This is a genomic window from Actinoplanes octamycinicus, assembly GCF_014205225.1.
Taxonomy (GTDB): domain Bacteria; phylum Actinomycetota; class Actinomycetes; order Mycobacteriales; family Micromonosporaceae; genus Actinoplanes; species Actinoplanes octamycinicus.
Map to the genome: position 1 here is coordinate 1,778,361 of NZ_JACHNB010000001.1, position 19,316 is coordinate 1,797,676.

General features: G+C 72.0%; 18 protein-coding genes and 2 tRNA genes. 14 read left to right on the forward strand and 6 right to left on the reverse strand.

Annotated features, from left to right (window positions below; translation table 11 throughout):
* The 4 genes from BJY16_RS07990 (at position 1) to BJY16_RS08000 (ending at position 1,604) form a co-directional block, all read left to right on the forward strand.
* Complete coding sequence (locus tag BJY16_RS07990) at positions 1–906, forward strand: DUF3566 domain-containing protein (protein WP_185038452.1); 906 nt, start codon at positions 1–3, stop codon at positions 904–906.
* 77 nt (positions 907–983) lie between these two features.
* Positions 984–1,057: transfer RNA gene (locus tag BJY16_RS07995), tRNA-Ile, on the forward strand.
* Between the two features lie 335 nt (positions 1,058–1,392).
* On the forward strand, positions 1,393–1,521 hold the full coding sequence (locus BJY16_RS46385; RefSeq protein ID WP_221501918.1) for a DLW-39 family protein: 129 nt from the start codon (positions 1,393–1,395) through the stop codon (positions 1,519–1,521).
* A 10-nt stretch (positions 1,522–1,531) separates the two neighbouring features.
* Positions 1,532–1,604 (forward strand) — tRNA-Ala (locus BJY16_RS08000).
* 236 nt (positions 1,605–1,840) lie between these two features.
* Here BJY16_RS08000 and BJY16_RS08005 read toward each other — a convergent pair.
* On the reverse strand, positions 1,841–2,704 hold the full coding sequence (locus BJY16_RS08005; RefSeq protein ID WP_185038453.1) for a calcium-binding protein: 864 nt from the start codon (positions 2,702–2,704) through the stop codon (positions 1,841–1,843).
* Between the two features lie 264 nt (positions 2,705–2,968).
* On the opposite strand from BJY16_RS08005, the gene BJY16_RS08010 reads away from it, so the two are divergent.
* Positions 2,969–3,457: an NUDIX domain-containing protein gene (locus tag BJY16_RS08010; RefSeq protein ID WP_275408068.1), complete on the forward strand. Its 489-nt coding sequence runs from the start codon at positions 2,969–2,971 to the stop codon at positions 3,455–3,457.
* A gap of 77 nt (positions 3,458–3,534) precedes the next feature.
* Here BJY16_RS08010 and BJY16_RS08015 read toward each other — a convergent pair whose 3' ends face one another.
* Complete coding sequence (locus tag BJY16_RS08015; RefSeq protein ID WP_185038454.1) at positions 3,535–3,984, reverse strand: hypothetical protein; 450 nt, start codon at positions 3,982–3,984, stop codon at positions 3,535–3,537.
* Positions 3,985–4,182: 198 nt separating this feature from the next.
* Between BJY16_RS08015 and BJY16_RS08020 the strand changes: the two genes are divergently transcribed.
* Positions 4,183–4,734: a YbaK/EbsC family protein gene (locus BJY16_RS08020; RefSeq protein WP_185046327.1), complete on the forward strand. Its 552-nt coding sequence runs from the start codon at positions 4,183–4,185 to the stop codon at positions 4,732–4,734.
* 173 nt (positions 4,735–4,907) lie between these two features.
* On the opposite strand, the gene BJY16_RS08025 is transcribed toward BJY16_RS08020, so the two are convergent.
* The 4 genes from BJY16_RS08025 to BJY16_RS08040 form a co-directional block, all read right to left on the reverse strand.
* Positions 4,908–5,549, reverse strand: a complete 642-nt coding sequence (locus tag BJY16_RS08025; protein WP_185038455.1) for a DsbA family oxidoreductase — start codon at positions 5,547–5,549, stop codon at positions 4,908–4,910.
* Positions 5,550–5,722: 173 nt separating this feature from the next.
* The gene (locus BJY16_RS08030) at positions 5,723–6,151 is read right to left on the reverse strand and encodes a SufE family protein (protein ID WP_185038456.1); all 429 of its coding nucleotides are present in this window, start codon (positions 6,149–6,151) and stop codon (positions 5,723–5,725) included.
* Between the two features lie 491 nt (positions 6,152–6,642).
* On the reverse strand, positions 6,643–7,032 hold the full coding sequence (locus tag BJY16_RS08035; protein ID WP_185038457.1) for a CBS domain-containing protein: 390 nt from the start codon (positions 7,030–7,032) through the stop codon (positions 6,643–6,645).
* 40 nt (positions 7,033–7,072) lie between these two features.
* Positions 7,073–8,806, reverse strand: a complete 1,734-nt coding sequence (locus BJY16_RS08040; protein WP_185038458.1) for a proline--tRNA ligase — start codon at positions 8,804–8,806, stop codon at positions 7,073–7,075.
* 135 nt (positions 8,807–8,941) lie between these two features.
* On the opposite strand from BJY16_RS08040, the gene BJY16_RS08045 reads away from it, so the two are divergent.
* The 8 genes from BJY16_RS08045 to BJY16_RS08080 all read left to right on the forward strand — a co-directional run bounded on the left by BJY16_RS08045 (position 8,942) and on the right by BJY16_RS08080 (position 19,260).
* Positions 8,942–9,712 (forward strand): SGNH/GDSL hydrolase family protein, encoded by a 771-nt coding sequence (locus tag BJY16_RS08045; RefSeq protein WP_185038459.1) that lies wholly within the window; start codon positions 8,942–8,944, stop codon positions 9,710–9,712.
* A gap of 20 nt (positions 9,713–9,732) precedes the next feature.
* Positions 9,733–10,632, forward strand: a complete 900-nt coding sequence (locus tag BJY16_RS08050; RefSeq protein WP_185038460.1) for a sulfurtransferase — start codon at positions 9,733–9,735, stop codon at positions 10,630–10,632.
* 88 nt (positions 10,633–10,720) lie between these two features.
* Positions 10,721–12,460: an HSP90 family protein gene (locus BJY16_RS08055; RefSeq protein WP_185038461.1), complete on the forward strand. Its 1,740-nt coding sequence runs from the start codon at positions 10,721–10,723 to the stop codon at positions 12,458–12,460.
* On the forward strand, positions 12,457–15,228 hold the full coding sequence (locus BJY16_RS08060) for a tetratricopeptide repeat protein (protein ID WP_185038462.1): 2,772 nt from the start codon (positions 12,457–12,459) through the stop codon (positions 15,226–15,228). Before BJY16_RS08055 ends, BJY16_RS08060 begins: the two co-directional genes overlap by 4 nt.
* A gap of 32 nt (positions 15,229–15,260) precedes the next feature.
* A complete protein-coding gene (locus BJY16_RS08065; protein WP_185038463.1) occupies positions 15,261–15,866 on the forward strand; it encodes a TetR/AcrR family transcriptional regulator in 606 nt (201 codons plus the stop codon).
* A gap of 109 nt (positions 15,867–15,975) precedes the next feature.
* A complete protein-coding gene (locus BJY16_RS08070; protein ID WP_185038464.1) occupies positions 15,976–17,310 on the forward strand; it encodes an acetyl-CoA carboxylase biotin carboxylase subunit in 1,335 nt (444 codons plus the stop codon).
* Positions 17,310–18,188 carry a hydroxymethylglutaryl-CoA lyase gene (locus tag BJY16_RS08075; protein WP_185038465.1) on the forward strand — a complete coding sequence of 293 codons (879 nt, stop codon included), beginning with the start codon at positions 17,310–17,312 and terminating at the stop codon, positions 18,186–18,188. The genes BJY16_RS08070 and BJY16_RS08075 overlap by 1 nt, the downstream gene beginning before the upstream one ends.
* A gap of 151 nt (positions 18,189–18,339) precedes the next feature.
* Positions 18,340–19,260, forward strand: a complete 921-nt coding sequence (locus BJY16_RS08080; RefSeq protein ID WP_185038466.1) for a hypothetical protein — start codon at positions 18,340–18,342, stop codon at positions 19,258–19,260.
* Positions 19,261–19,316: the final 56 nt, after the last annotated feature.

Consider the following 19,316-nt stretch of genomic DNA (forward strand, 5'->3'; position numbering starts at 1 on the left):
ATGCCGGAGACACAGGCGAAGTCGGGGGGCCAGGGGACCTCAGCGACTCCGGACGATGCGGCGAAGAAGGACGGTGCCGCATCGAACGGACGCGAGGCCGCTGGGCGCGCCGCTGTCCCCGCCGATGCCCCGTCCCCGCCGAAGTTCACCAGGGCGCCGGGCATGGCCCCGCCGCCCGGTGAGCCATCCGCTACCGGATCGGACGCCGACGGCAAACGGCCCGGCGGTCCCGCCGTGGCCAAGGCCTCGGCGGCCGTTCCGATCGTGACGAAAGGCAAGGGCGCCGCGCCCGGGACCGCCTCGGCGCGTCCCGCGGCGGCACCGGGCACCGTCAGCGGCGCGGTGACGCGTCCGGCGGGCAGTGCCCCGGCGGCGACCCCGGCCGGCGCTGCCAAGCAGCGCACCGCGCCGGCCGGTGGGCCGGCCGCGGCGTCGTCCGGTCCGGGTGGATCGTCGGCGGTGGGCGCCGCCCGGGTCTCCGAAGCGGTCCGCTCGGCCCGCTCCACGGTCTCCTCGGCCGCGGCGCGTGGCCCGCGCCGGGCCCGGCTGAACCTCAAGCGGATCGACCCGTGGTCCGTGATGAAGTTCTCGTTCGCGGTCTCGATCGTGCTCTTCATCGTGGTGGTCGTCGCGACCTCGGTGCTCTACCTGGCGCTGGACACGATGGGCGTGTGGACCTCGGTCAACGACAGCCTCAAGGACCTGGTGAACGCGAGCGGTGGCTCCGAGGCCGCCACCGCGAACACCTTCCGGATCACCGCCTGGGGCGTGATCGGGACGTCGATGCTGATCGGCGCGGTCAACGTGGTGCTGTTCACCGCGCTGGCGACGCTCGGGGCGTTCATCTACAACGTGTGCGCCGACCTGGTCGGCGGCATCGAGCTGACGCTGGCCGAGCGGGACTGACGATGTGATCGGGTTGTGGGCCACCCCCCGCTTTGGTGGCTCGCAACCCGGTGCGGTAATGTTCTGTCCGCAGGTGAGGGGCTATAGCTCAGTCGGTTAGAGCGCAGAGCTGATAACTCTGAGGTCGATGGTTCGATTCCATCTAGCCCCACGAGCGACAGGGCGATCTCTGTCCGCGGAAAGCGCGGACCGGGGTCGCTCGTCTTGTCTGCTCCGGGGGCCGAGCCCCCGGAAACCCCGCGTTACGGTGGTTGCGGTGAGCGGGTCTCTCGCGGTTACCGCTTCGGTGGTTGCGGTGGGTGGGTCTCTCGCGGTTACCGCTTCGGCGGTGCGGTGGCGGGCTCTTGCGGCTACTGCTTCGGTGGTTGCGGTGGGCCGGGCGCTTGTGATCGTCGCATTGTCGACGGTACGGGTGGTGCGTTCCGCGCGGCCGGCGCTTTGACGGTACGGTGTGTGCGTCTGCGTTCCCAGAGTTGGGGGTAGTTGATGCTGAAGAAGCTTTTGGTCGTGGCGGCTGTGGTCGGTGCTGCTGCGCTGGTGGTCAAGAAGGTCAAGGCCTCCAGTGACGAGCGGGCGCTCTGGCACGAGGCCACCACGGCTCCTGATCTGCGCTGAGGCGCGAGCCGGGGCCCTAGCTCAACTGGCAGAGCACCGCCTTTGCAAGGCGGGGGTTAGGGGTTCAAGTCCCCTGGGCTCCACGGCAGAGAAGCGGCCCTCACCCATCGGGTGAGGGCCGCTTCGTCGTTTCCGGGGTCGGGTCACTGGTCGCCCGGGAGCACTGGTCGTTTCCGGGGTTACCAGCCCCGGGGTGACCGGTCGCGAGGTTGCCAGCCCCCGGGGTGACCGGTCGCGAGGTTGCCGGACCCGGGGTGACCGGTCGCCGGGGTGCCGGACCGGGGTGACCGGTCGCCGGGGTTGCCGGCCGTTTTTGGGGTTACTGGGTGATGCGGTCCTTGCCGGGACCACCGACGATCGTGTCCTTACCGGCCTGGCCGATCAGGACGTCGTCGCCGGCGCCGCCGTGGATGACGTCGGCGCGGTCCCCGGCGACGCCGTCCAGTTCGCCGCCGACGATGCCGTCGTTGCCGGCGTCGCCGTACAGGCGGTCGCCGCCCGCGCCGCCCGCGATCGCGTCGTGGCCGGCGCCACCCCAGATCCGGTCGTCGCCCGAGTCGCCGTGCAGCTCGTCGTTGCCGTAGTCGCCGTAGATCGTGTCGTTGCCGGAGCCGCCGAGGACGGTGTCGTCGCCGAAGCCAGTGCTGATCCAGTCACTGCCCGAGCCGCCGTTGACGAAGTCGTGCCCGTCGTCGCCGGCGATCGTGTCGCGGCCGGCGTTGCCGGACAGCTTGTCGTTGCCGATGCCGCCGATCAGCCGGTCCCGGTTCGAGCCGCCGCTGAGGACGTCGCTGCCGGCCTCGCCGTAGGCGTCCATGTAGCTGGCGGTCCGGTTGGCGACCTTGTCGTTCTTGTCGCCGAGCCGGATGCTCAGCTCGGTCGGCTTGCGGGCGGTGTGGCAGCGGACCCTGGTCCGGTCGCCCTTGACCGCCTTGCAGCCCTTGCCCGGCTTGATCGCGACCCGGTCGTTGAGCGTGACGGTGTTGCCGGAAATCGTGATGACCAGGTCGTTCCGCTGGCCGGCGCCGGCGACGAACGTCACGATGCTGTCGTGCAGGCCGATGACCTGGGCCTTGGCCGTGGTGGCGGCGGCCTGGGCCGGGGCAGCGGACAGGGCGGTCGTGGCGACAGCGGCGGCGATGGCTCCGACGGCGGCGAGCGCCTTGCGGTTGAGCAGGAACATCAGACTTCCCCCGTGGTGTGGATCGATCGAGCGGCTTCGTTCGCCGCAGTGCCGGAATCCTATGAGGACTTGATCGATCGATGACTCACGGTTTCGTGTCACGTGACGGTGCGTCAGGGCGGTGACGAGTCACACCATCGGTCGTCCCGGGGTGCCGGCTGGTCACCGTACCTGCGCATTTGCCCGTTCTGGGAGCTGTCGGTTATCCACAGAGGAATGAAGGAATCCTGCGCGGGCGGTGCCTGACGGTTAGCCTGCGTACTCGTGAGCGAACGAAGACGGGCCGCCGCTGTGATCGTGCGGGACGGCCGTGTGCTGATGGTGCACGAGCGCAGCCGGCGATCCGGTGGCGGCGAGTGGTGGACCCTGCCCGGCGGTGGGCTGCAGCCCGGCGAGACGGCCGAGGAGGCGGTGCGGCGCGAGGTCTTCGAGGAGACCGGGCTGGTGGTCAGCGACCTGCGTTACGTGCTGGAGATGCCGTATCCGTCGGGGATGACGTCGGTCTTCGCGGTCACGGTGGCGGACGGCGAGCCACGGGCGGGGCAGGACGACGGGAGCGGGCCGGAGCCGCTCGGTCTGGACTGGCTGCCGGTGCCGGAGCTGCCGATCGAGACCAGTGGGGTGCCGGTGCCCCCGCTGATGGTGGTGCTGCCGACGATGGCGCCGGCCCCGTCACCGGCCTTGCCGTCGCCGGGCTCGTCGTCGGACTCGCCAGAGGTGCCGGCTCCGTCGCAGGCGTCGACCTCGTCGTGAGGCATGGCCGGCTGGGCTGCCGGTGTTGACGCGCCGCGGCGGGCGATGATTCGGCGTCGTAATCAGGCCGGCCGGGGTCAGAGGCGAAACGACTCCGACAGTGACGGCTCGGGGGAGTCGGCCTGGGCGGCGACGGCGCGACGGCGTTCGGCGACGAAGTAGGCGCAGGCAGCGGTGTAGCTCAGGGAGAGCAGCAGGCCCAGGACCCGCAGCGGGGCGGGTGGATAGGGCAGTACCGCGACGGTCAGGGCGCCCAGGGCCCAACCGGCGAGCAGCACGGTGTTGACCACGTCGTGGCGGCCCCAGCGGCCGGTGCGGCGGTGGGCCTGACGCTGGATCTCCACGGTGAAGGCGTGCGCCATCCCGAGAGCCAGCAGGGCGAGCAGGATGGTGGCGAAAACGGAGTGATGCCCGCCGCCGACCGCCGCCATCGCGGTGGCACCCGTCATCAACGCCAGCCCGCTGACCGTGCCGACGCGGGGCTTGCGGTGCTCGTGAACCGACCCGTCCTCCACATCCTCAGACATTCGGCATGATCCGGCGGAAGCTGAGCGGGGCAGCGCCGCCTGCGCCAATCATGGCGAGGTGCGTCTTTTAGCCGGTCGCTACCGGCGATCGACCGCCGTGATCGACTTCAGCCATCCGCTTGCGGCGAGCGCGGATGCGTGCGGTGGGGTGGGTCCGGTGGCTGTCGGGCTGGTTTTGGGGTGATGATGGCGGGCGTGATGGGAAGCCTGCAGACCGAACCTGCCCAGTCTCGACCCGACCTGCTCGCTCCGCCGGTGGCCAAGGCGCTCGCGGTGTGGCCGGAGGAGGCGCCGATCGACGTCGACCAGGTGCTGGTGGCGCCGATCGACGGGAGTCTGGCCGATACGGCGGCGTTCTGTGAGGCCTACGGGGTGAGCCTGGCCGAGTCCGCCAACTGTGTGATCGTGGCGGGGCGCCGGGGCGAGGTGACCAAGTACGCCGCCTGCATCGTTCTGGCCACCACTCGGGCCGACGTGAACGGAGTGGTTCGGCGGCACCTCGACGTACGCAAATGTAGTTTTGCTCCGATGGACGAAGCGGTGTCGCTGACCGGAATGGAATATGGCGGGATCACGCCGATCGGTCTGCCCGCCGACTGGCCGATCCTGGTGGATTCGCGGGTGATCGCCACCCCGCATGTGATCGTCGGGTCCGGGGTCCGGCACAGCAAGATCGCGGTGGCCGGCCCGGCCTTGGGGGCGCTGCCCGGAGCTCAGGTGATCGAGGGGTTGGCCAAGGAGATCGGCTGACCCTGCGGAACGCTTCGGGTTGTCGTGCCGCAGTGGTGGCGCGCTGATTCCGCGAAGCACGACGGCCAGAGATCGGCTGATCTCTGGCCGTCGTGCTGCTTGGTGACTGACACCGCCCAGCGGGGCGATCGGCGTCTATGTCGATTGACGTCGATACGGTTCCACGTGAAACGTCATAGACCGGCGTCGACAGCTTCGCGGCGGGCGATCTCTTCGAACGCGGCGATCAGGGACGATGCCTCCTGGGCGCCCTGGACGGCGTACTTCCCGTCGATCACGAAGGTGGGGACGCTGGTGATGTCCAGCTCGCGAGCTTCGGTGATGTCGGCCTGAACGGCACCGGTGCCGGCCTCAGACTCCAGGTAGGCGAGGGCGGCTGCGGGGTCCAGGCCGATGGAACCGGCCACCTCGGCGAGGGCGGGCAGCGAGCCGATGTCCACGCCGTCGGTGAAGTGGGCCCGCTGCAGGGCGTCCAGCATGTCGGCCTGACGGTCCTGCCCGGCCGCCCAGGCGATCAGGCGGTGGGCGGCGAACGTGTTGGCCGCGATCGCCCGGTCGAAGTCGAGGGTCAGCCCCTCACTGGTGCCGATGCCGGCGACGTGCGCGAACATCTGCTCGGCTCGCTCCGCTCCGCCGAACTTCTCGGCCATCACCTTCTTGATCGGCAGCGGCTGGGGCACCGGGGAGGCGTCCAGCTGGTATGCCCGGTAGGTGACCGTGACGTCTCCGCCGAACTCGGCCAGCGCCTTCTCGAGGCGCCGCTTGCCGATGTAGCACCACGGGCAGATGACGTCGGACCAGACTTGGATATCCACGGTTCTCCGTTCAGGGGGGGCGGTTCGTGAACTCGGGTAGGGGCCGGGTTCGGGGGAAATGCGAGGGTCGGCCAGTTCGGGTGTGTCGAAGGCGGCTGCCCGCTCGGGATGGTCGTGCGGTCGGTCTGTCGGAGCCGAACCGCTCGTGGCGCGAACGGCGGGAGCGGGCGGCGTCAGTTCAACTGGTCGGCGATCTGGCGCTTGAGGCGGGCCAGGATCGCGGTGCCGCCACGGACTCGTAGCGGGCTGATTGCCTGTGCCAAGCCCATCCGGGCGTAGAGGTCGTCCGGCACGGCCAGGATCTCGGTCGCGGACGCGCCGGCCAGACCCTCGGCCAGGATGCCGGCGAAGGCCCGGGTGGTGGGTGCCTCCGGCGGGCAGTCGAACCAGGTGGTCACGGTGGCGTCCGGGCGGACCTCGGCCTTGAGGAAGAACGCGGTCTGACACTCCGGCACCTGCTCCATGCCGTCGTGCCCGGCCAGGTCGGCGGGGAGCGGTGGCACCGCGTCGGAGAACTCCAGCAGCATCTCCAGGACCACCTCGCGGGGCGCGGAGGCGAAGTCCTCGACGATCTCGGCCAGCTTCGGCGGCATGTCGGTCACGAAGACCAACTTAGCGCCGTTCTCCGACCGCCCGGCTCCGCGCCCAGCAGAGCAGGCCGTGGCGCGGCCATCGGCTCACGCGGCCGCGGCCCCGCAAGCGGGAGCCGGGCCGTCCCGGGAGCGGGAGCCGGGCCGTCCCGGGAGCGGGAGCCGGGCCGTCCCGGGAGCGGGAGCCGGGCCGTCCCGGGAGCGGGAGCCGGGCCGTCCCGGGAGCGGGAGCCGGGCCGTCCCGGGAGCGGGAGCCAGGTCGTCCCGGGAGCGGGAGCCAGGTCGTCCCAGGAGCGGGAGCCGGGTGGCGCGGGCGCGGGGTCCGGCGGCCGCGCGGGCAGGGGTCAGGCAGCCTCGCGAGCGGGGGGGGGGCGGGCCGTCCCGGGAGCGAAAGCCAGGTGGCGCGGTCGCGGGTCAGGCAGCCCCGCGAGCGGGAGCCAGGTGACGCGGGCAGGGATCACGGGGCGGTGCGGGCGCGGGCCAGACGGCCTCGCGGACGGGGGTCAGGCGGCGGCGGAGGTGGTCACCAGGGCTATGTCGCTGAGGCTCAGGAGACCCACCGCCTGGCGGTCGGCGTCGCAGACCAAGAGGCGGCGGACGGCCCGGGAACGCATCGCCTGGACCGCCTCCTCGACGGTGGCGGTCTGCTCGATCATGATCAGCTCGCGGGTGGCGATGTCGCCCAGGGTGGTGGTGGCCGGCGGGCGGCCCTCAGCGATCGCCCGCACCACGATGTCCCGGTCGGTGACGATGCCGGCCATCGTCGGGCCGTGCGTCACCACCACATCGCCGATGCCCTGGTCGCGCATCGCCTGCGCGGCCTCGTCCAGAGCCGTGTCCTCCGGCAGGTAGACCACCCGCCGGGTCATCGCGTCCGCCACCAGTCTGGCCATACCGCCGCCTCCCGCCGCTGAGGGTCTCAAGCTGATGTCCCTATCCCAGTTTTCCCGCGATCGCCCCGGCAACGTCCACAAGGGGCACGTCGTTTCGCTCGCCGGTGCGGCGATCCCGGACCTCGGCACAGCCCTCGGCCAGCCGCCGCCCGATCACCACGGTCCGCGGGATCCCGATCAGCTCGGCGTCGGTGAATTTCACCCCGGCCGACACGCTCGGCCGGTCGTCGACCAGGACCCGGAACCCGGCCCGGGCCAGCGTGCCGCCCAGGGTCAGCGCCGCCTCCACCTGACCGTCCCGTCCGGCGGCGACGATGTGCACGTCGGCCGGTGCGACCGCGGCCGGCCAGCACAGCCCCCGCTCGTCGTGGTGCTGCTCAGCGATCGCGGCGACCGCCCGGGACACCCCGATGCCGTAACACCCCATGGTCGGCCGGACCGGCTTGCCGTCGGCGCCCAGCACGTCCACCCGGAAGGCGTCGGTGTACCGCCGGCCGAGCTGGAAGATGTGCCCGATCTCGATGCCGCGCCGGAGGGTCAGCGTGCCGCCGGCGCAGGCCGGGCAGGGGTCGCCGGCCCGCACCTCGGCCGCCTCGATCGTGCCGTCCGGGGTGAAGTCGCGGCCGGCCACCACGTCGGTGGCGTGCTTGCCGGCCTGGTTCGCCCCGGTCAGCCAGGCGGTGCCGGCCGCGACCCGGGGATCGGCCAGGTAGCGCAGCTCGAGGCCCTGCGGACCGAGGTAGCCCTTCACCAGGTCGGGGCGGGATGCGAAGTCGTCGAAGAGGGTGGCGGTGGCCGGGGCCAGCACGGCGTTCAGCCGTTTCAGGTCGACCTCGCGGTCGCCGGGCAGGCCGATCGCCACCACCTCGTCCGCGCCGCCCGGGTGGTGCACGGTGACCACCACGTTCTTCAGGGTGTCGGCGGCGGTCCAGTCGGCCCGGCCGCCGAGCTGTCGCTCGTTGGCCAGGGCGACCAGCGCGGCGATGGTCGGGGTGTCCGGGGTGTCGTGCACGGCGAGCGGGGGCGCGGTGGCCTCCCGGGCGGGCGGCGCCGGGGTCACCACGGCCTCGGTGTTGGCCGCGTAGTCACAGGTGGTGCAGCCGACGAAGGTGTCCTCGCCGACCTCGGCGGTGGCCAGGAACTCCTCGGACGCGGAGCCGCCCATCGCGCCGGAGACGGCCGAGACGACCGTGTGATTCAGGCCGAGGCGCTCGAAGACGCGTTGATAGGTGGCGCGCATCACGCCGTACGAAAAGCGCAGTCCCTCGTCGTCCAGGTCGAAGGAGTAAGCGTCCTTCATCAGGAACTCGCGGCCGCGCAGCAGGCCGCCGCGCGGCCGGGCCTCGTCGCGGAACTTGGTCTGCACCTGGAAGAGCAGCACCGGGAAGTCGCGATAGGAGCTGGTCAGGTCCTGCACGAGCAGGGTGAACATCTCCTCGTGGGTGGGGGCCAGCAGGTACTCGGCGTCCCGGCGGTCGCGCAGGGTGAAGATGTCCTCGCCGTACTCCGTCCAGCGGCCGCTGACCTGATAGGGCTCGCGCGGCAGCAGGGCCGGGAAGGAGACCTCCTGGCCCCCGGCGGCGAGCATCTCGTCCCGGACGATCGCGGTGACCCGGTCCAGCACCAGCTTGCCGAGCGGCAGCCAGGTGTAGCCGCCCGGGGCGGCGCGGCGGACGAATCCGGCGCGCACCAGGAGCCGATGGCTCGGCACCTCCGCGTCCGCCGGCTCCTCACGCAGGGTCTTGAGCAGCAGGGTGGACATCCGAAGCAGCATGGCTCCCGAGCCTAGAGACCGGGTCCGACTAAATCACCTGCTTATCTAGGTGTCGCCAGCGTCACGTTCCGTTCGCTCGCTGTCCGGTGGAAAACTGATCCGGCACCAAAGCTGAACAGACGTTAGGGGGCGGGGATGGCCTGGCGCGGCTTCGTGGCGATGGGTGACAGCTTCACCGAGGGCATGTGCGACGAGTATCCGGATGGGACCTACCGGGGGTGGGCTGACCTGGTCGCCACCCGCCTCGCGGTCGACTCCGGACCCGACTTCGGTTATGCCAATCTGGCGATCCGCGGCCGGCTGCTGGACCAGGTGATCGCCGAGCAGCTCGACCCGACCCTGGCGATGCGGCCTGACCTGGTCAGCTTCGCCGCCGGGGGGAACGACATCCTGCGGCCCCGAGTCGACCCGCGCGCGCTGGTGGAGCGGATCGACCCGGTGATCGCCCGGATCCGGGCGACCGGAGCCGACGTGATCATGTTCCGGTTCGCCGACGTCGCGGTGCACATCCCCGGCGGGCAGCGGATGATCGGCGCCCGCGCGGCGGTGCTCAACGACGGGTTCCAGGAGATCGCCGAGCGGCACGGGGCGCACCTGATCGACCTCTTCGCCGACCACGCCTTCCTGCACCGCGAGATGTGGAGCGACGACCGGCTGCACCTGTCCGCGGCCGGGCACCGGCGGGTCGCCGGGCACGTGCTGACCGCGCTCGGGGTCGGCGTCGAGGAGGACTGGATGCTGGTCCCGCCGGCGCCGCAGCCCACGCCGTGGCGGCTGGCGCTCAGCGCCGACCTGCGGTGGGCCCGCGAGCACCTGGCGCCCTGGGTGAGCCGGCATCTGCTCGGCCGCTCGTCCGGCGACCTGATCCAGGCGAAGCGACCGGTGCTGGCCCCGGTCAACGACTAGAGAGGGCTAGCGTGACAGGCATGTCCGTTCCGAACGATCCGGCGCAGGCGCTGCAGGCGTACGCGCACCCCGACAAACTGGTCACCACCGAGTGGCTCGCCGCGCACCTGGACACCCCCGGTCTGGTGGTCGTCGAGTCGGACGAGGACGTGCTGCTCTACGACACCGGGCACATCCCGGGTGCGGTCAAGGTCGACTGGCACCTGGAGCTGAACGACCAGGTCTCCCGGGACTACCTCGATCCGGCCGCGTTCGCCGCGATGTGCGCCGCCAAGGGCATCGGCCGTGACGACACGATCGTGTTCTACGGCGACAATTTCAACTGGTGGGCGGCGTACGCCCTGTGGGTCTTCAGTCTTTTCGGGCATCGCGACGTTCGGCTGCTCGACGGCGGCCGGCAGAAGTGGGTGGCCGAGGGCCGCCCGGTGACCCGGGAGAAGACCACCCGCGCCGCCGCGGACTACCCGGTGCCGGTCCGCAACGACGCCGAGATCCGCGCCTTCCGTGACCAGGTGATGGGGCACATCGCCAGTGGCCGGCCGCTGGTCGACGTGCGCTCCCCGCAGGAGTACACCGGCGAGCTGACCCACATGGAGGCGTACCCGCAGGAGGGCGCGCTGCGCGGCGGGCACATCCCGGGCGCGGTGAGCAAGCCGTGGAAGTCCGCGGCCAACGACGACGGCACCTTCAAGGCACACGACGACCTGATCAAGATCTACCGGGACGAGCTGGGCCTGGAGACGGCGGACGACATCATCGCGTACTGCCGGATCGGCGAGCGGTCCAGCCACACCTGGTTCGTGCTGCGCCACCTGCTGGGTTACCCGCAGGTCCGCAACTACGACGGTTCCTGGACGGAGTGGGGCAACCTGGTCCGCGCCCCGATCGCCAAGGGCGCCGAGCCGGGCGGGCTGAGCTGACCTTCCGGGGGCGGCTCGATGAGCCGCCCCCGGAAAGACGCGGAAAGTAGCCCGGTTTTGTCGGACGGACCCGGTACCGTGCGACGCCGTGAGCAACACGTTCCAGGTCGATCTACGGGGCATCGTCGACCTGCTCAGCCATCACCTCTACGCGAGCCCCCGCGTCTACGTCCGCGAGCTGCTGCAGAACGCGGTCGATGCGATCACCGCGGTCGGACCGGACCACGCCGGCCGGGTCGAGATCACCACCGGTGCCAGCCTGCGGATCACCGACAACGGCATCGGGCTCACCGAGGCGCAGGTGCACGAGCTGCTGGCCACCATCGGCCGCAGCTCGAAACGGGACGAGCTGGGCTTCGCCCGGCACGAGTTCCTCGGCCAGTTCGGCATCGGCCTGCTCTCCTGCTTCCTGGTGGCCGACGAGATCCGGGTGCACACCCGGCGCGCGGGCGAGACCCCGGTGCTCTGGACCGGTTACTCCGACGGGCGGTATGAGGTCCGGGCCGGCGACGAGCGGGAGCCCGGCACCACGGTCACCCTGTTGCCGCGCCGCGGCGCCGAGCACTATCTGACCGGCACGACCGTCACCGAGCTGGCCGAGCTCTACGGATCGCTGCTGCCGGTCGAGGTGCGGGTCGACGGGCGGCGGGTCACGGCGGGCACGGTGCCGTGGGCGCTGCCCGGTGCCGAGCGGATGGCGTACGCGGAGAAGGTCCTGGGTTTCCGCCCTTTCGACGTGATCGAGCTGAACGTGCCCGGCGCCGGTCTGTCCGGCGCGGCCTTCGTGCTGCCCACCCCGGTCAACCCGGCCAACCGCGGCGGCCACCGGGTCTATCTGAAGCGGATGCTGCTCTCCGAGAGCGTCGAGGGCCTGCTGCCGGACTGGGCGTTCTTCGCCCGCTGCGTGGTGGACAGCACCGAGCTGCGGCCGACCGCCAGCCGTGAGGCGCTCTACGACGACGGCATGCTGGCCGAGACCCGCGAGGCGATCGCCGACCAGCTGCGCGGCTGGCTGGTCCGGCTCGCCGCGACCGATCCGCGGCGGCTGGCCCAGTTCCTGCAGATCCATCACCTCGGGGTGAAGGCGCTGGCTCTGCACGACGACGAGATGCTGCGCCTGGTCGAGCAGTGGTATCCGATGCAGACCACCATGGGCGAGCTGACCCTGGCCGAGTTCCGGGCCCGCTTCGGCCTGCTTCGGTACGCCGGGACCGCCGACGAGTTCCGCCAGCTCGCCGCGGTCGCCGCCGCGCAGGACGTGGGCCTGATCAACGGGGGTTACGTCTACGACGCCGACCTGATCGAGCGCCTGGCCACGGTCGACCCGGAGATCCGCGCCGAGCGGCTCGACCCGACCGACCTGACCACCCGGTTCACCGCCGTCGACCCGGAGGCGGAGCTGCGGCTGCGCCCGTTCCTCGCGGCCGCCCAGCGCCGCCTGGACAAGCTCGGCTGCGAGGTGGTGGTCCGTGCCTTCGACCCGGTCACCCTGCCGGCGCTCTACCTGGTCAGCCGCTCCGCCGCCTTCCAGGAGGAGTTCACCGCGAGCCGCGACCAGGCCGACGACCTGTGGGGCGGGGTGCTCGACGCGCTCGCCCAGACGGTGCCGAACGACCGTCCCCAGCTGGTGCTCAACCACCGCAACCCGCTGATCCGCCGGGTTGCCGCGCTCGGTGACGCCGAGCTGGCCGCCCTGGCCGTCGAGTCGCTCTACGGGCAGGCCCTGCTGCTCGGTCACCACCCGATCCGGCCGGCTGACGCCGCGCTGCTGACCACGTCGTTCCTGGGCCTGCTGGACCGGGCCGTCCCCGAGGAGGAGACCCGATGAAAACGGCCGAGGAGCTCTGGGGCGTCCTGGACGAGGCCCACCACCTGCCGTACGGCGCGGCCCAGATCGCGCTGGTGGAGCAGGTGCTGCGGCACGCCGACGGGGCCTGTGACCCGGCGCTGGCGTTCTACAGCCGGCTGTTCGCGACCACGGCGTACATCTACGGCGGTGAGTCGGTGAAGGCGTTCGCCACCTTCTCCTGGTGCGTCAGCGACTTCGACCGCAACCCGCAGCCGTACCACGAGCGCTGGACGCACAACCTGCTCTGGCTGTTCAAGACCATGGTCAGCGCGCTCACCAAGTTCCCGGAGATCCCGCTGGCCCGGACCCACGCGGTGCTCGACGACATGGAGCGGCGGTACCGCGAGGGTGGCCACGGGATGCAGCCGGTGTACAAGCACCGGCACCTGGTCGCCCGGCACCTCGGCGCGACCATCGAGGCGGACGAGTGGTTCGAGAAGTGGCGGGCCGCCCCGCGCACCGAGCTCTCCGACTGCGCCGGCTGCGACCCGACCACCCTGGTGGTCCACCTGAACAACCGCGGTCGGTTCGAGGAGGCCGTCGAGCTGGCCGGCCCGGTGCTGGCCGGTGACCTGTCCTGCACCGAGCAGCCGCAGACCATCCTCAGCGAGCTGATGGTGTCCTACCTGATGGCCGGCCGTCCGGCCGAGGCGGCCGACGCGCACCGCCGGTCCTACCTGGTCGAGCGCGGCAACCTGGCCGACCTGGAGGGCATCGGCGACCACATCCTGTTCTGCGCGCGCACCGGCAACGAGGCGCGCGGCCTGGAGATCCTGCAGCGGCACCTGGACTGGCTGGACCGTGCCCCGTCGCCGGCCGCCGGGATGAACTTCGCGGCCTCCTGCGTGGCGCTGCTGCGCCGGCTCGTCGCGGTCGGCCACGGCGGGACGCCGATCCGTCGCGCCGGCCGCCCGGACGTCACCGCCGCCGCGCTCGCCGACGAGCTGACCGGGTACGCGACCGGCCTGGCCGCCCGGTTCGACGCGCGGAACGGCACCGCGCATCAGAGCAAGCTGGTCGCCGAGACGATGGCCGCCGAGCCGTACGGGATCGACCTGCCCCTGGCCCCGACCGCGCGCCGGGCGGCGCCCGCACCGAAGCCGTCCACCTCGGAGCCGGAGCCGGAGCCGGTGGAGATCCCGGCCGGTCTCACCGAGACCGAGTTGCTCGACCTGGCCGAGAGCTACCTCGACGAGGATCGGCACGACCTGCTCGGGGCGGCGCTGGAGGCGTACTCGGCACGGTTTCCGGAGCCCGGCGACCCGCTGCTGGCGGCCCGGCTCTGGACGTTCCGCGGGGTGGCGCTGCCCGGCGACGACCACGACGGCACGATCGCCGCGTGGGAGCGGGCCGTGGTCGCGTTCGCCCAGGCCGGCGAGGGTGGCCGGGTGAGCGCCCTGCGTGCCCGGATCGCCATGGAGCGGGCCCGGGTCGAGCGGGGCGACCCGGCCGAGGACGTCGCCCTGGTCCGGGCCGACGTCGCCTACCAGGAGGAGCACGGCACCGCGCGGGACCGGGCGAACGCCTGGCTGCGGCTGTCCACGATGTACTTCCTGGCGGACAGCCTGGACGAGGCGAACGAGGCCGGCGATCGGGCCGACCGGTACGCCGCCGAGTGGGGCCAGCCGCGCCGGGTGGCGTATCACGCGCTGATGCGGGCGCGGAACCGCGGCGCCGCGCACCGGCACGATGAGGCGCGCGAGGCGGCCCGGGAGGCCTGGGAGTTCTACCGGGTGCACGGCCCGGCCGGGATCAGCGCCGAGGCGGCCACCGTCTTCGGGCAGCTGGCCGAGGAGCCGGCCGAGGTGCTCGCCGCGATGACCGAGTCGCTGGCCACCGGGGTGCCGGGCGCCGAGATGGTCGGGCACGCGCTGCGCGGCCGGGCGCTGATGGCCCTGGACCGGGCCGGCGAGGCGATCGACGACTTCGTCGAGGCGGTCGCGATCTGCGCCGAGCAGGACCTGGAGCAGCCGGGGACCTTCGCCCGGCAGGACCTGGCCCAGGCGTACCTGCAGGCCGGCCGGCTGCCGGAGGCCGCCGAGGTGGCCGAGGAGGCGGTCCGCGGGTTCGAGAAACTCGGCTTCGCCGAGCCGCTCAACGACACCAAGTTCATGCTGGCCGGCATCTACCGTGATCTTGACGACAGCGGCCGGGCGCTCGAGCTGTACCGCGAGCTGATCGAGGTGCTGACCGACAACCCGCAGGGCCGCGGCCAGGTCGGCGAGGACGCCGGTCAGCTGCTGTACAAAGTGGACCGGGACGCCGAGGCGGCGCTGACCTTCCAGGCCGCGGCCGAGGCGCTGCGCGAGGCCGGCGACCTGGTCGGTGAGCTGCGCGTGCTGCGGCGGCGGCTGATGGCGCTGAACTACGCCGACCAGGTGGACGAGGCCGAGCGGCTGATCCCGGAAGTCGCCCGGAAATATGCCGAACTTCCCGCCGAACTGGCCGAAGAACCAGGTGTGCAGTGGGGTCGCGGCGTGTTCGCCTTCGAGGTGGGCAACCTGCTGATGCGCCGGGGCCGCTGGGCCGAGGCGCTGCCGCACCTGGACGGCGCCCCGGAGCGGCTGCGGGCGATCGGCGCCGACCAGGACGCCGATCGGGTGACGAACATGCGCGCCGAGGCGCTGCTGCGGTCCGGCCGTCCGGCCGAGGCGCTGGCGCTGCTCGACTCGTTGTCCCCGGAGGCGCGGCATCCGGACGTGTACGCCGACACCCGCGAGGCCGTCGATCGGCTGAACGACCGTTAAGTAGAGTCTTGACGACGCGTTAAGGTAGCGAGGTGACGACGGTAGATCAGCGGCACCGGACGACCCCGCCGGCGCCTCGGCGGCGGTCGCGCCGCGACGAGATTCTCGAGATCGCCGTGGGCCTGTTCGCGGCCCGCGGCTATCACGGCGTGTCGATGGACGACATCGGCTCGGCAGCCGGCGTCACCGGCCCGGCGCTCTATCACCACTTCGCCGGCAAGGAGGCGATGCTGGTCGCGGCGCTGATCCCGGTCAGCGAGAGCCTGCTGGAGGGCGGCCGCGAGCGGGTCGCCCGGCACCCGTCCGAGGCCGAGGCGGCGCTCGCCGATCTGATCGACTTCCACGTCGACTTCGCGCTGGCCAACCCCGCGGTGATCGCCCTGCACCTGCACGAGCTGGACCGGCTGCCGGAGGAGCCGCGCCGGCAGATCCGCCGGCTGCAGCGGCTCTACGTGGAGGAGTGGGTCGGCGTGCTGACCCTGCTCCGCCCGGAGCTGGAGCCGGCCGAGGCCCGGGTGCTGGCGCACGCCGCGTTCGGCTTGATGAACTCGACGCCGTTCCTGGGTGGCGAGGTGGAGCGGCGCCGGCGGGCGGATCTGCTGCGCGAGGCCACCATGCACGCGCTGACCGGGCACTAGACGTACAAATAGGATAAAAAGGCCTCCTCGGAGCCCACCGGCTCGCGGCGGCCACGGAACACCGGCCGCCCCACCGGGCACGCCGGCATGCCGACATACAGGGAGCCTCATGATTGAGTCGCTGCTCGTCGCCAACCGGGGCGAGATCGCCCGCCGGATCATCCGGACCGCCAAGCGCCTGGGCATCCGCACCATCGCGGTGTATTCCGAGGCGGACGCCGACCTTCCGTTCGTCCGGGAGGCCGACGAGGCGGTGTGTGTCGGCCCGGCCAATCCGGCGCAGAGCTACCGGAACGCCGACGCCATCCTGGCCGCCGCCAAGGAGCGGAAGGCGCAGGCCATCCACCCGGGGTACGGCTTCCTGAGTGAGAACGCGGCGTTCGCCCGTACCGTCGAGTCGAGCGGCCTGGTGTGGGTCGGACCCGGCGCCGACGCGATCACCGCGATGGGCGACAAGATCAACGCTCGCAACCTGATGGCGGCGGCCGGCGTGCCGGTCGCGCCCGGCACCGCCGAGCCGGTGGCCGGCGTCGAGGCCGCGGTCGAGGCGGCCGCGACGATCGGCTACCCGGTGATGGTCAAGGCCGCGGCCGGCGGCGGCGGGATGGGCATGGGCGTGGCCGCCGACGAGGCGGCCCTGCGCACCGAGTTCGACAAGGTGCAGGCATTCGCCGAGCGGATGTTCGGCGACGGATCGGTGCTGCTGGAGCGCTACTTCCCCCGGGTCCGGCACGTCGAGGTGCAGATCCTCGGCCTGGCCGACGGCCGGGTGGTCGCGCTCTCCGAGCGGGAGTGCTCGGTGCAGCGCCGCAACCAGAAACTGGTCGAGGAGGCCCCGTCCCCGGCGGTCGGCCCGGAGTTGCGCGAGCGGATGCTGCAGGCCGCCGTGACGGCCGGCGAGGCGGTCGGTTACCGCAACGCGGGCACGGTGGAGTGCCTGCTCGACCCGGCCACCGGCGAGTTTTTCTTCCTGGAGATGAACACCCGGCTGCAGGTCGAGCACCCGATCACCGAGCTGATCCACGGGATCGACCTGGTGGAGCTGCAGCTGCGGATCGCCAGCGGCGAGGACGTCACGGTGCACACCGACAGGTCCGGGCACGCCATCGAGCTCCGGATCAACGCCGAGGACCCGAAGCGCTTCCTGCCCGGCCCCGGCAAGATCACCACCTGGGTCGAGCCGGCCGACGCCCGGGTGGACTCCGGCTACGCCGAGGGCAACACGGTCACCCCGTCCTACGACTCGCTGATGGCCAAGCTGATCGTCTTCGCGGCCGACCGCGAGGAAGCGTTGGTCAAGGCGCGCGCCGCGGTCGCCGGCTTCGAGATCGCCGGCCCCAAGAACAACCTGCCGTTCTTCGCCGAGCTGCTGGAGAACGAGGAGTTCCGCTCCGGCGACTACGACACCGGGATCGTCTCCCGGATGCGGAAAGGGGTGAAGTGATGACCTTCGTCAGCATCCGCGAGGTGGCGCCCCGCGACGGCCTGCAGAACGAGGACCCGGTCCCGGCCGACGGCAAGGTCGAGCTGATCGACGCGCTCAGCCGGACCGGCGTGCGCCGGATCGAGGCGGTCTCCTTCGTGCACCCCAAGGCCATCCCGCAGATGGCCGACGCCGACGAGGTCTGGTCGCGGATCACCCGCAACCCGGACGTCCGGTACTCCGCGCTGATCCCGAACACCCGGGGCGCGCAGCGGGCTCTGGCCGCCGGCTTCAGCGAGATCGAGGTCGTGGTCTCGGCCAGCGACACGCACAACCGGCGCAACCTCAACCGCTCCACCGACGAGTCGCTCGACGACATCGCCGCGCTGATCCCGCTGGTGCACGAGGCCGGCGGGACCCTCGAGGTGATTGTGGCGACCAGTTTCGGCTGTCCCTACGAGGGAGACATCGCGCCGGAGCGGGTGGCCGGCATCGTCGCGCGGGTGCGGGCCGACGGGGCGGACCGGATCGCCTTCGGCGACACCACCGGGATGGCGACCCCGCGCCGGGTCCGTGACCTGCTCGCCGAGGTGCGCCCGGACCTCCTGCACTTCCACAACACCCGGGGTACCGGGCTGGCCAACATCGTCACCGCCCTGGAGCTCGGGGTGACCGAGTTCGACGCGAGCGCCGGCGGGTTGGGCGGGTGCCCGTACGCGCCGGGCGCCTCCGGCAACGTGGCCACCGAGGAGGTCGTGCACATGCTGCACGACATGGGGTTCGACACCGGTATCGATCTCGACCGGTTGATCGAGGCCGCCGAACTGGCCGAACGTCTGGTCGGGCGGCCGCTGCCGTCCGGCGTCCTGCGAGCCGGGCCGCGTACCCGTCTGGTGTGATTTTCCGATCCGATTGCCGCGATCATTTTTCTGATTTGCTCGCGTGACTTTCCGCTCGCTCACGTCGTTACCAATACCGAGTGGCCGATATCGCCGGATCTCATAAAAAGAGATCGGATAGCCATGCGGCCGACGACGAGGGGTGGATCCGATGCCGGGCTGGAGGGTCGAGCGCACGCCGCGCACGGCGTCCCGCTCCGTGCCGGTCACCCCCGGCGGCTCCCCGCTCATGCCGCCCCACAGCCAGGGGGCGGAGCGGCGGCCGGAGCGCCGCGCCGGACGTGCCGGTTCCCGGTGGGTCCTGCGTGCACTCGTCGTCGGTGGCCTGGCCGGAGCGGCCTGGCTGCTCACCGGTGCTGCCGCACACGCCGCCGGCCCCGATCCCGAGCCGGTCATCGGCTCCTGGGCCGGGGCCGTGACGGAGGACGTGTCGTGGCCGGCCGGTAACGATTCCGTGGTCAGCGAACTCCTGAAGGCGGCCGTCCAGCCGCTGGAGTCCATGCCCGAGATCCGGTCCGACTCCTTGGCGGAGGAGCCGGCCGAGCCGGCCGAGCCGGTGATCGACGCGGAGCCTCTCGACCAGGAGCCGCCGACGGCGGCCGCCCCGCTGCGTGCCAGCAGCGAGGACGCGGCCGACCCGGAGCCGCCCGCGGTCGAGGAGGTGGCCGAGCCGGTGGCGAAAGCTCCGGTGGCCACCCGGGTGAAGCGTGTCAAGGCGCACCACAGCACCCGGGCCGTGGCGGCCCGGACCGGTGCCACACCGGTCCGGCGTCTCAAGGCCCACTCCCGCTCGCATCTCCAACGGCATGCCCCGGCCGCCCGGCCGGTTGCGCCGGAGACGATCCGGGAGGACGTGCCCGGCGGTGACGGACCCGCGCCCGCGCGGACGAACCTCGGGGCAGTCAGCGGTATCCCGGCCGGTGGGTCGGGCGGTTCCGCGGAGGGCGGCTCGTCGGCCGTTCTCCCCTCCGGGAGCGCGAACGGTCCGGTGGCCTGCCACCGCTGCCCGGTCGCACCCGATGTCGACGCCCGGCGCAACGACGCCGAGGCGCCGACCGTCTCACCTGACTAGTGACGGTCCCCGGCGGCGCGTCGTACGCCGCCGCCCGGTGACGGGCCGGCGATTCC

What these genes read in the sequence shown, in the direction of transcription:
- BJY16_RS07990 (WP_185038452.1), top strand. Translation starts at nt 1, where the DNA reads ATGCCGGAGACACAGGCGAAGTCGGGGGGCCAGGGGACCTCAGCGACT.
- BJY16_RS46385 (WP_221501918.1), top strand. Translation starts at nt 1,393, where the DNA reads ATGCTGAAGAAGCTTTTGGTCGTGGCGGCTGTGGTCGGTGCTGCTGCG.
- BJY16_RS08005 (WP_185038453.1), bottom strand. Translation starts at nt 2,704, where the DNA reads ATGTTCCTGCTCAACCGCAAGGCGCTCGCCGCCGTCGGAGCCATCGCC.
- BJY16_RS08015 (WP_185038454.1), bottom strand. Translation starts at nt 3,984, where the DNA reads ATGTCTGAGGATGTGGAGGACGGGTCGGTTCACGAGCACCGCAAGCCC.
- BJY16_RS08020 (WP_185046327.1), top strand. Translation starts at nt 4,183, where the DNA reads ATGGGAAGCCTGCAGACCGAACCTGCCCAGTCTCGACCCGACCTGCTC.
- BJY16_RS08035 (WP_185038457.1), bottom strand. Translation starts at nt 7,032, where the DNA reads ATGGCCAGACTGGTGGCGGACGCGATGACCCGGCGGGTGGTCTACCTG.
- BJY16_RS08040 (WP_185038458.1), bottom strand. Translation starts at nt 8,806, where the DNA reads ATGCTGCTTCGGATGTCCACCCTGCTGCTCAAGACCCTGCGTGAGGAG.
- BJY16_RS08045 (WP_185038459.1), top strand. Translation starts at nt 8,942, where the DNA reads ATGGCCTGGCGCGGCTTCGTGGCGATGGGTGACAGCTTCACCGAGGGC.
- BJY16_RS08050 (WP_185038460.1), top strand. Translation starts at nt 9,733, where the DNA reads ATGTCCGTTCCGAACGATCCGGCGCAGGCGCTGCAGGCGTACGCGCAC.
- BJY16_RS08060 (WP_185038462.1), top strand. Translation starts at nt 12,457, where the DNA reads ATGAAAACGGCCGAGGAGCTCTGGGGCGTCCTGGACGAGGCCCACCAC.
- BJY16_RS08070 (WP_185038464.1), top strand. Translation starts at nt 15,976, where the DNA reads ATGATTGAGTCGCTGCTCGTCGCCAACCGGGGCGAGATCGCCCGCCGG.
- BJY16_RS08075 (WP_185038465.1), top strand. Translation starts at nt 17,310, where the DNA reads ATGACCTTCGTCAGCATCCGCGAGGTGGCGCCCCGCGACGGCCTGCAG.
- BJY16_RS08080 (WP_185038466.1), top strand. Translation starts at nt 18,340, where the DNA reads ATGCCGGGCTGGAGGGTCGAGCGCACGCCGCGCACGGCGTCCCGCTCC.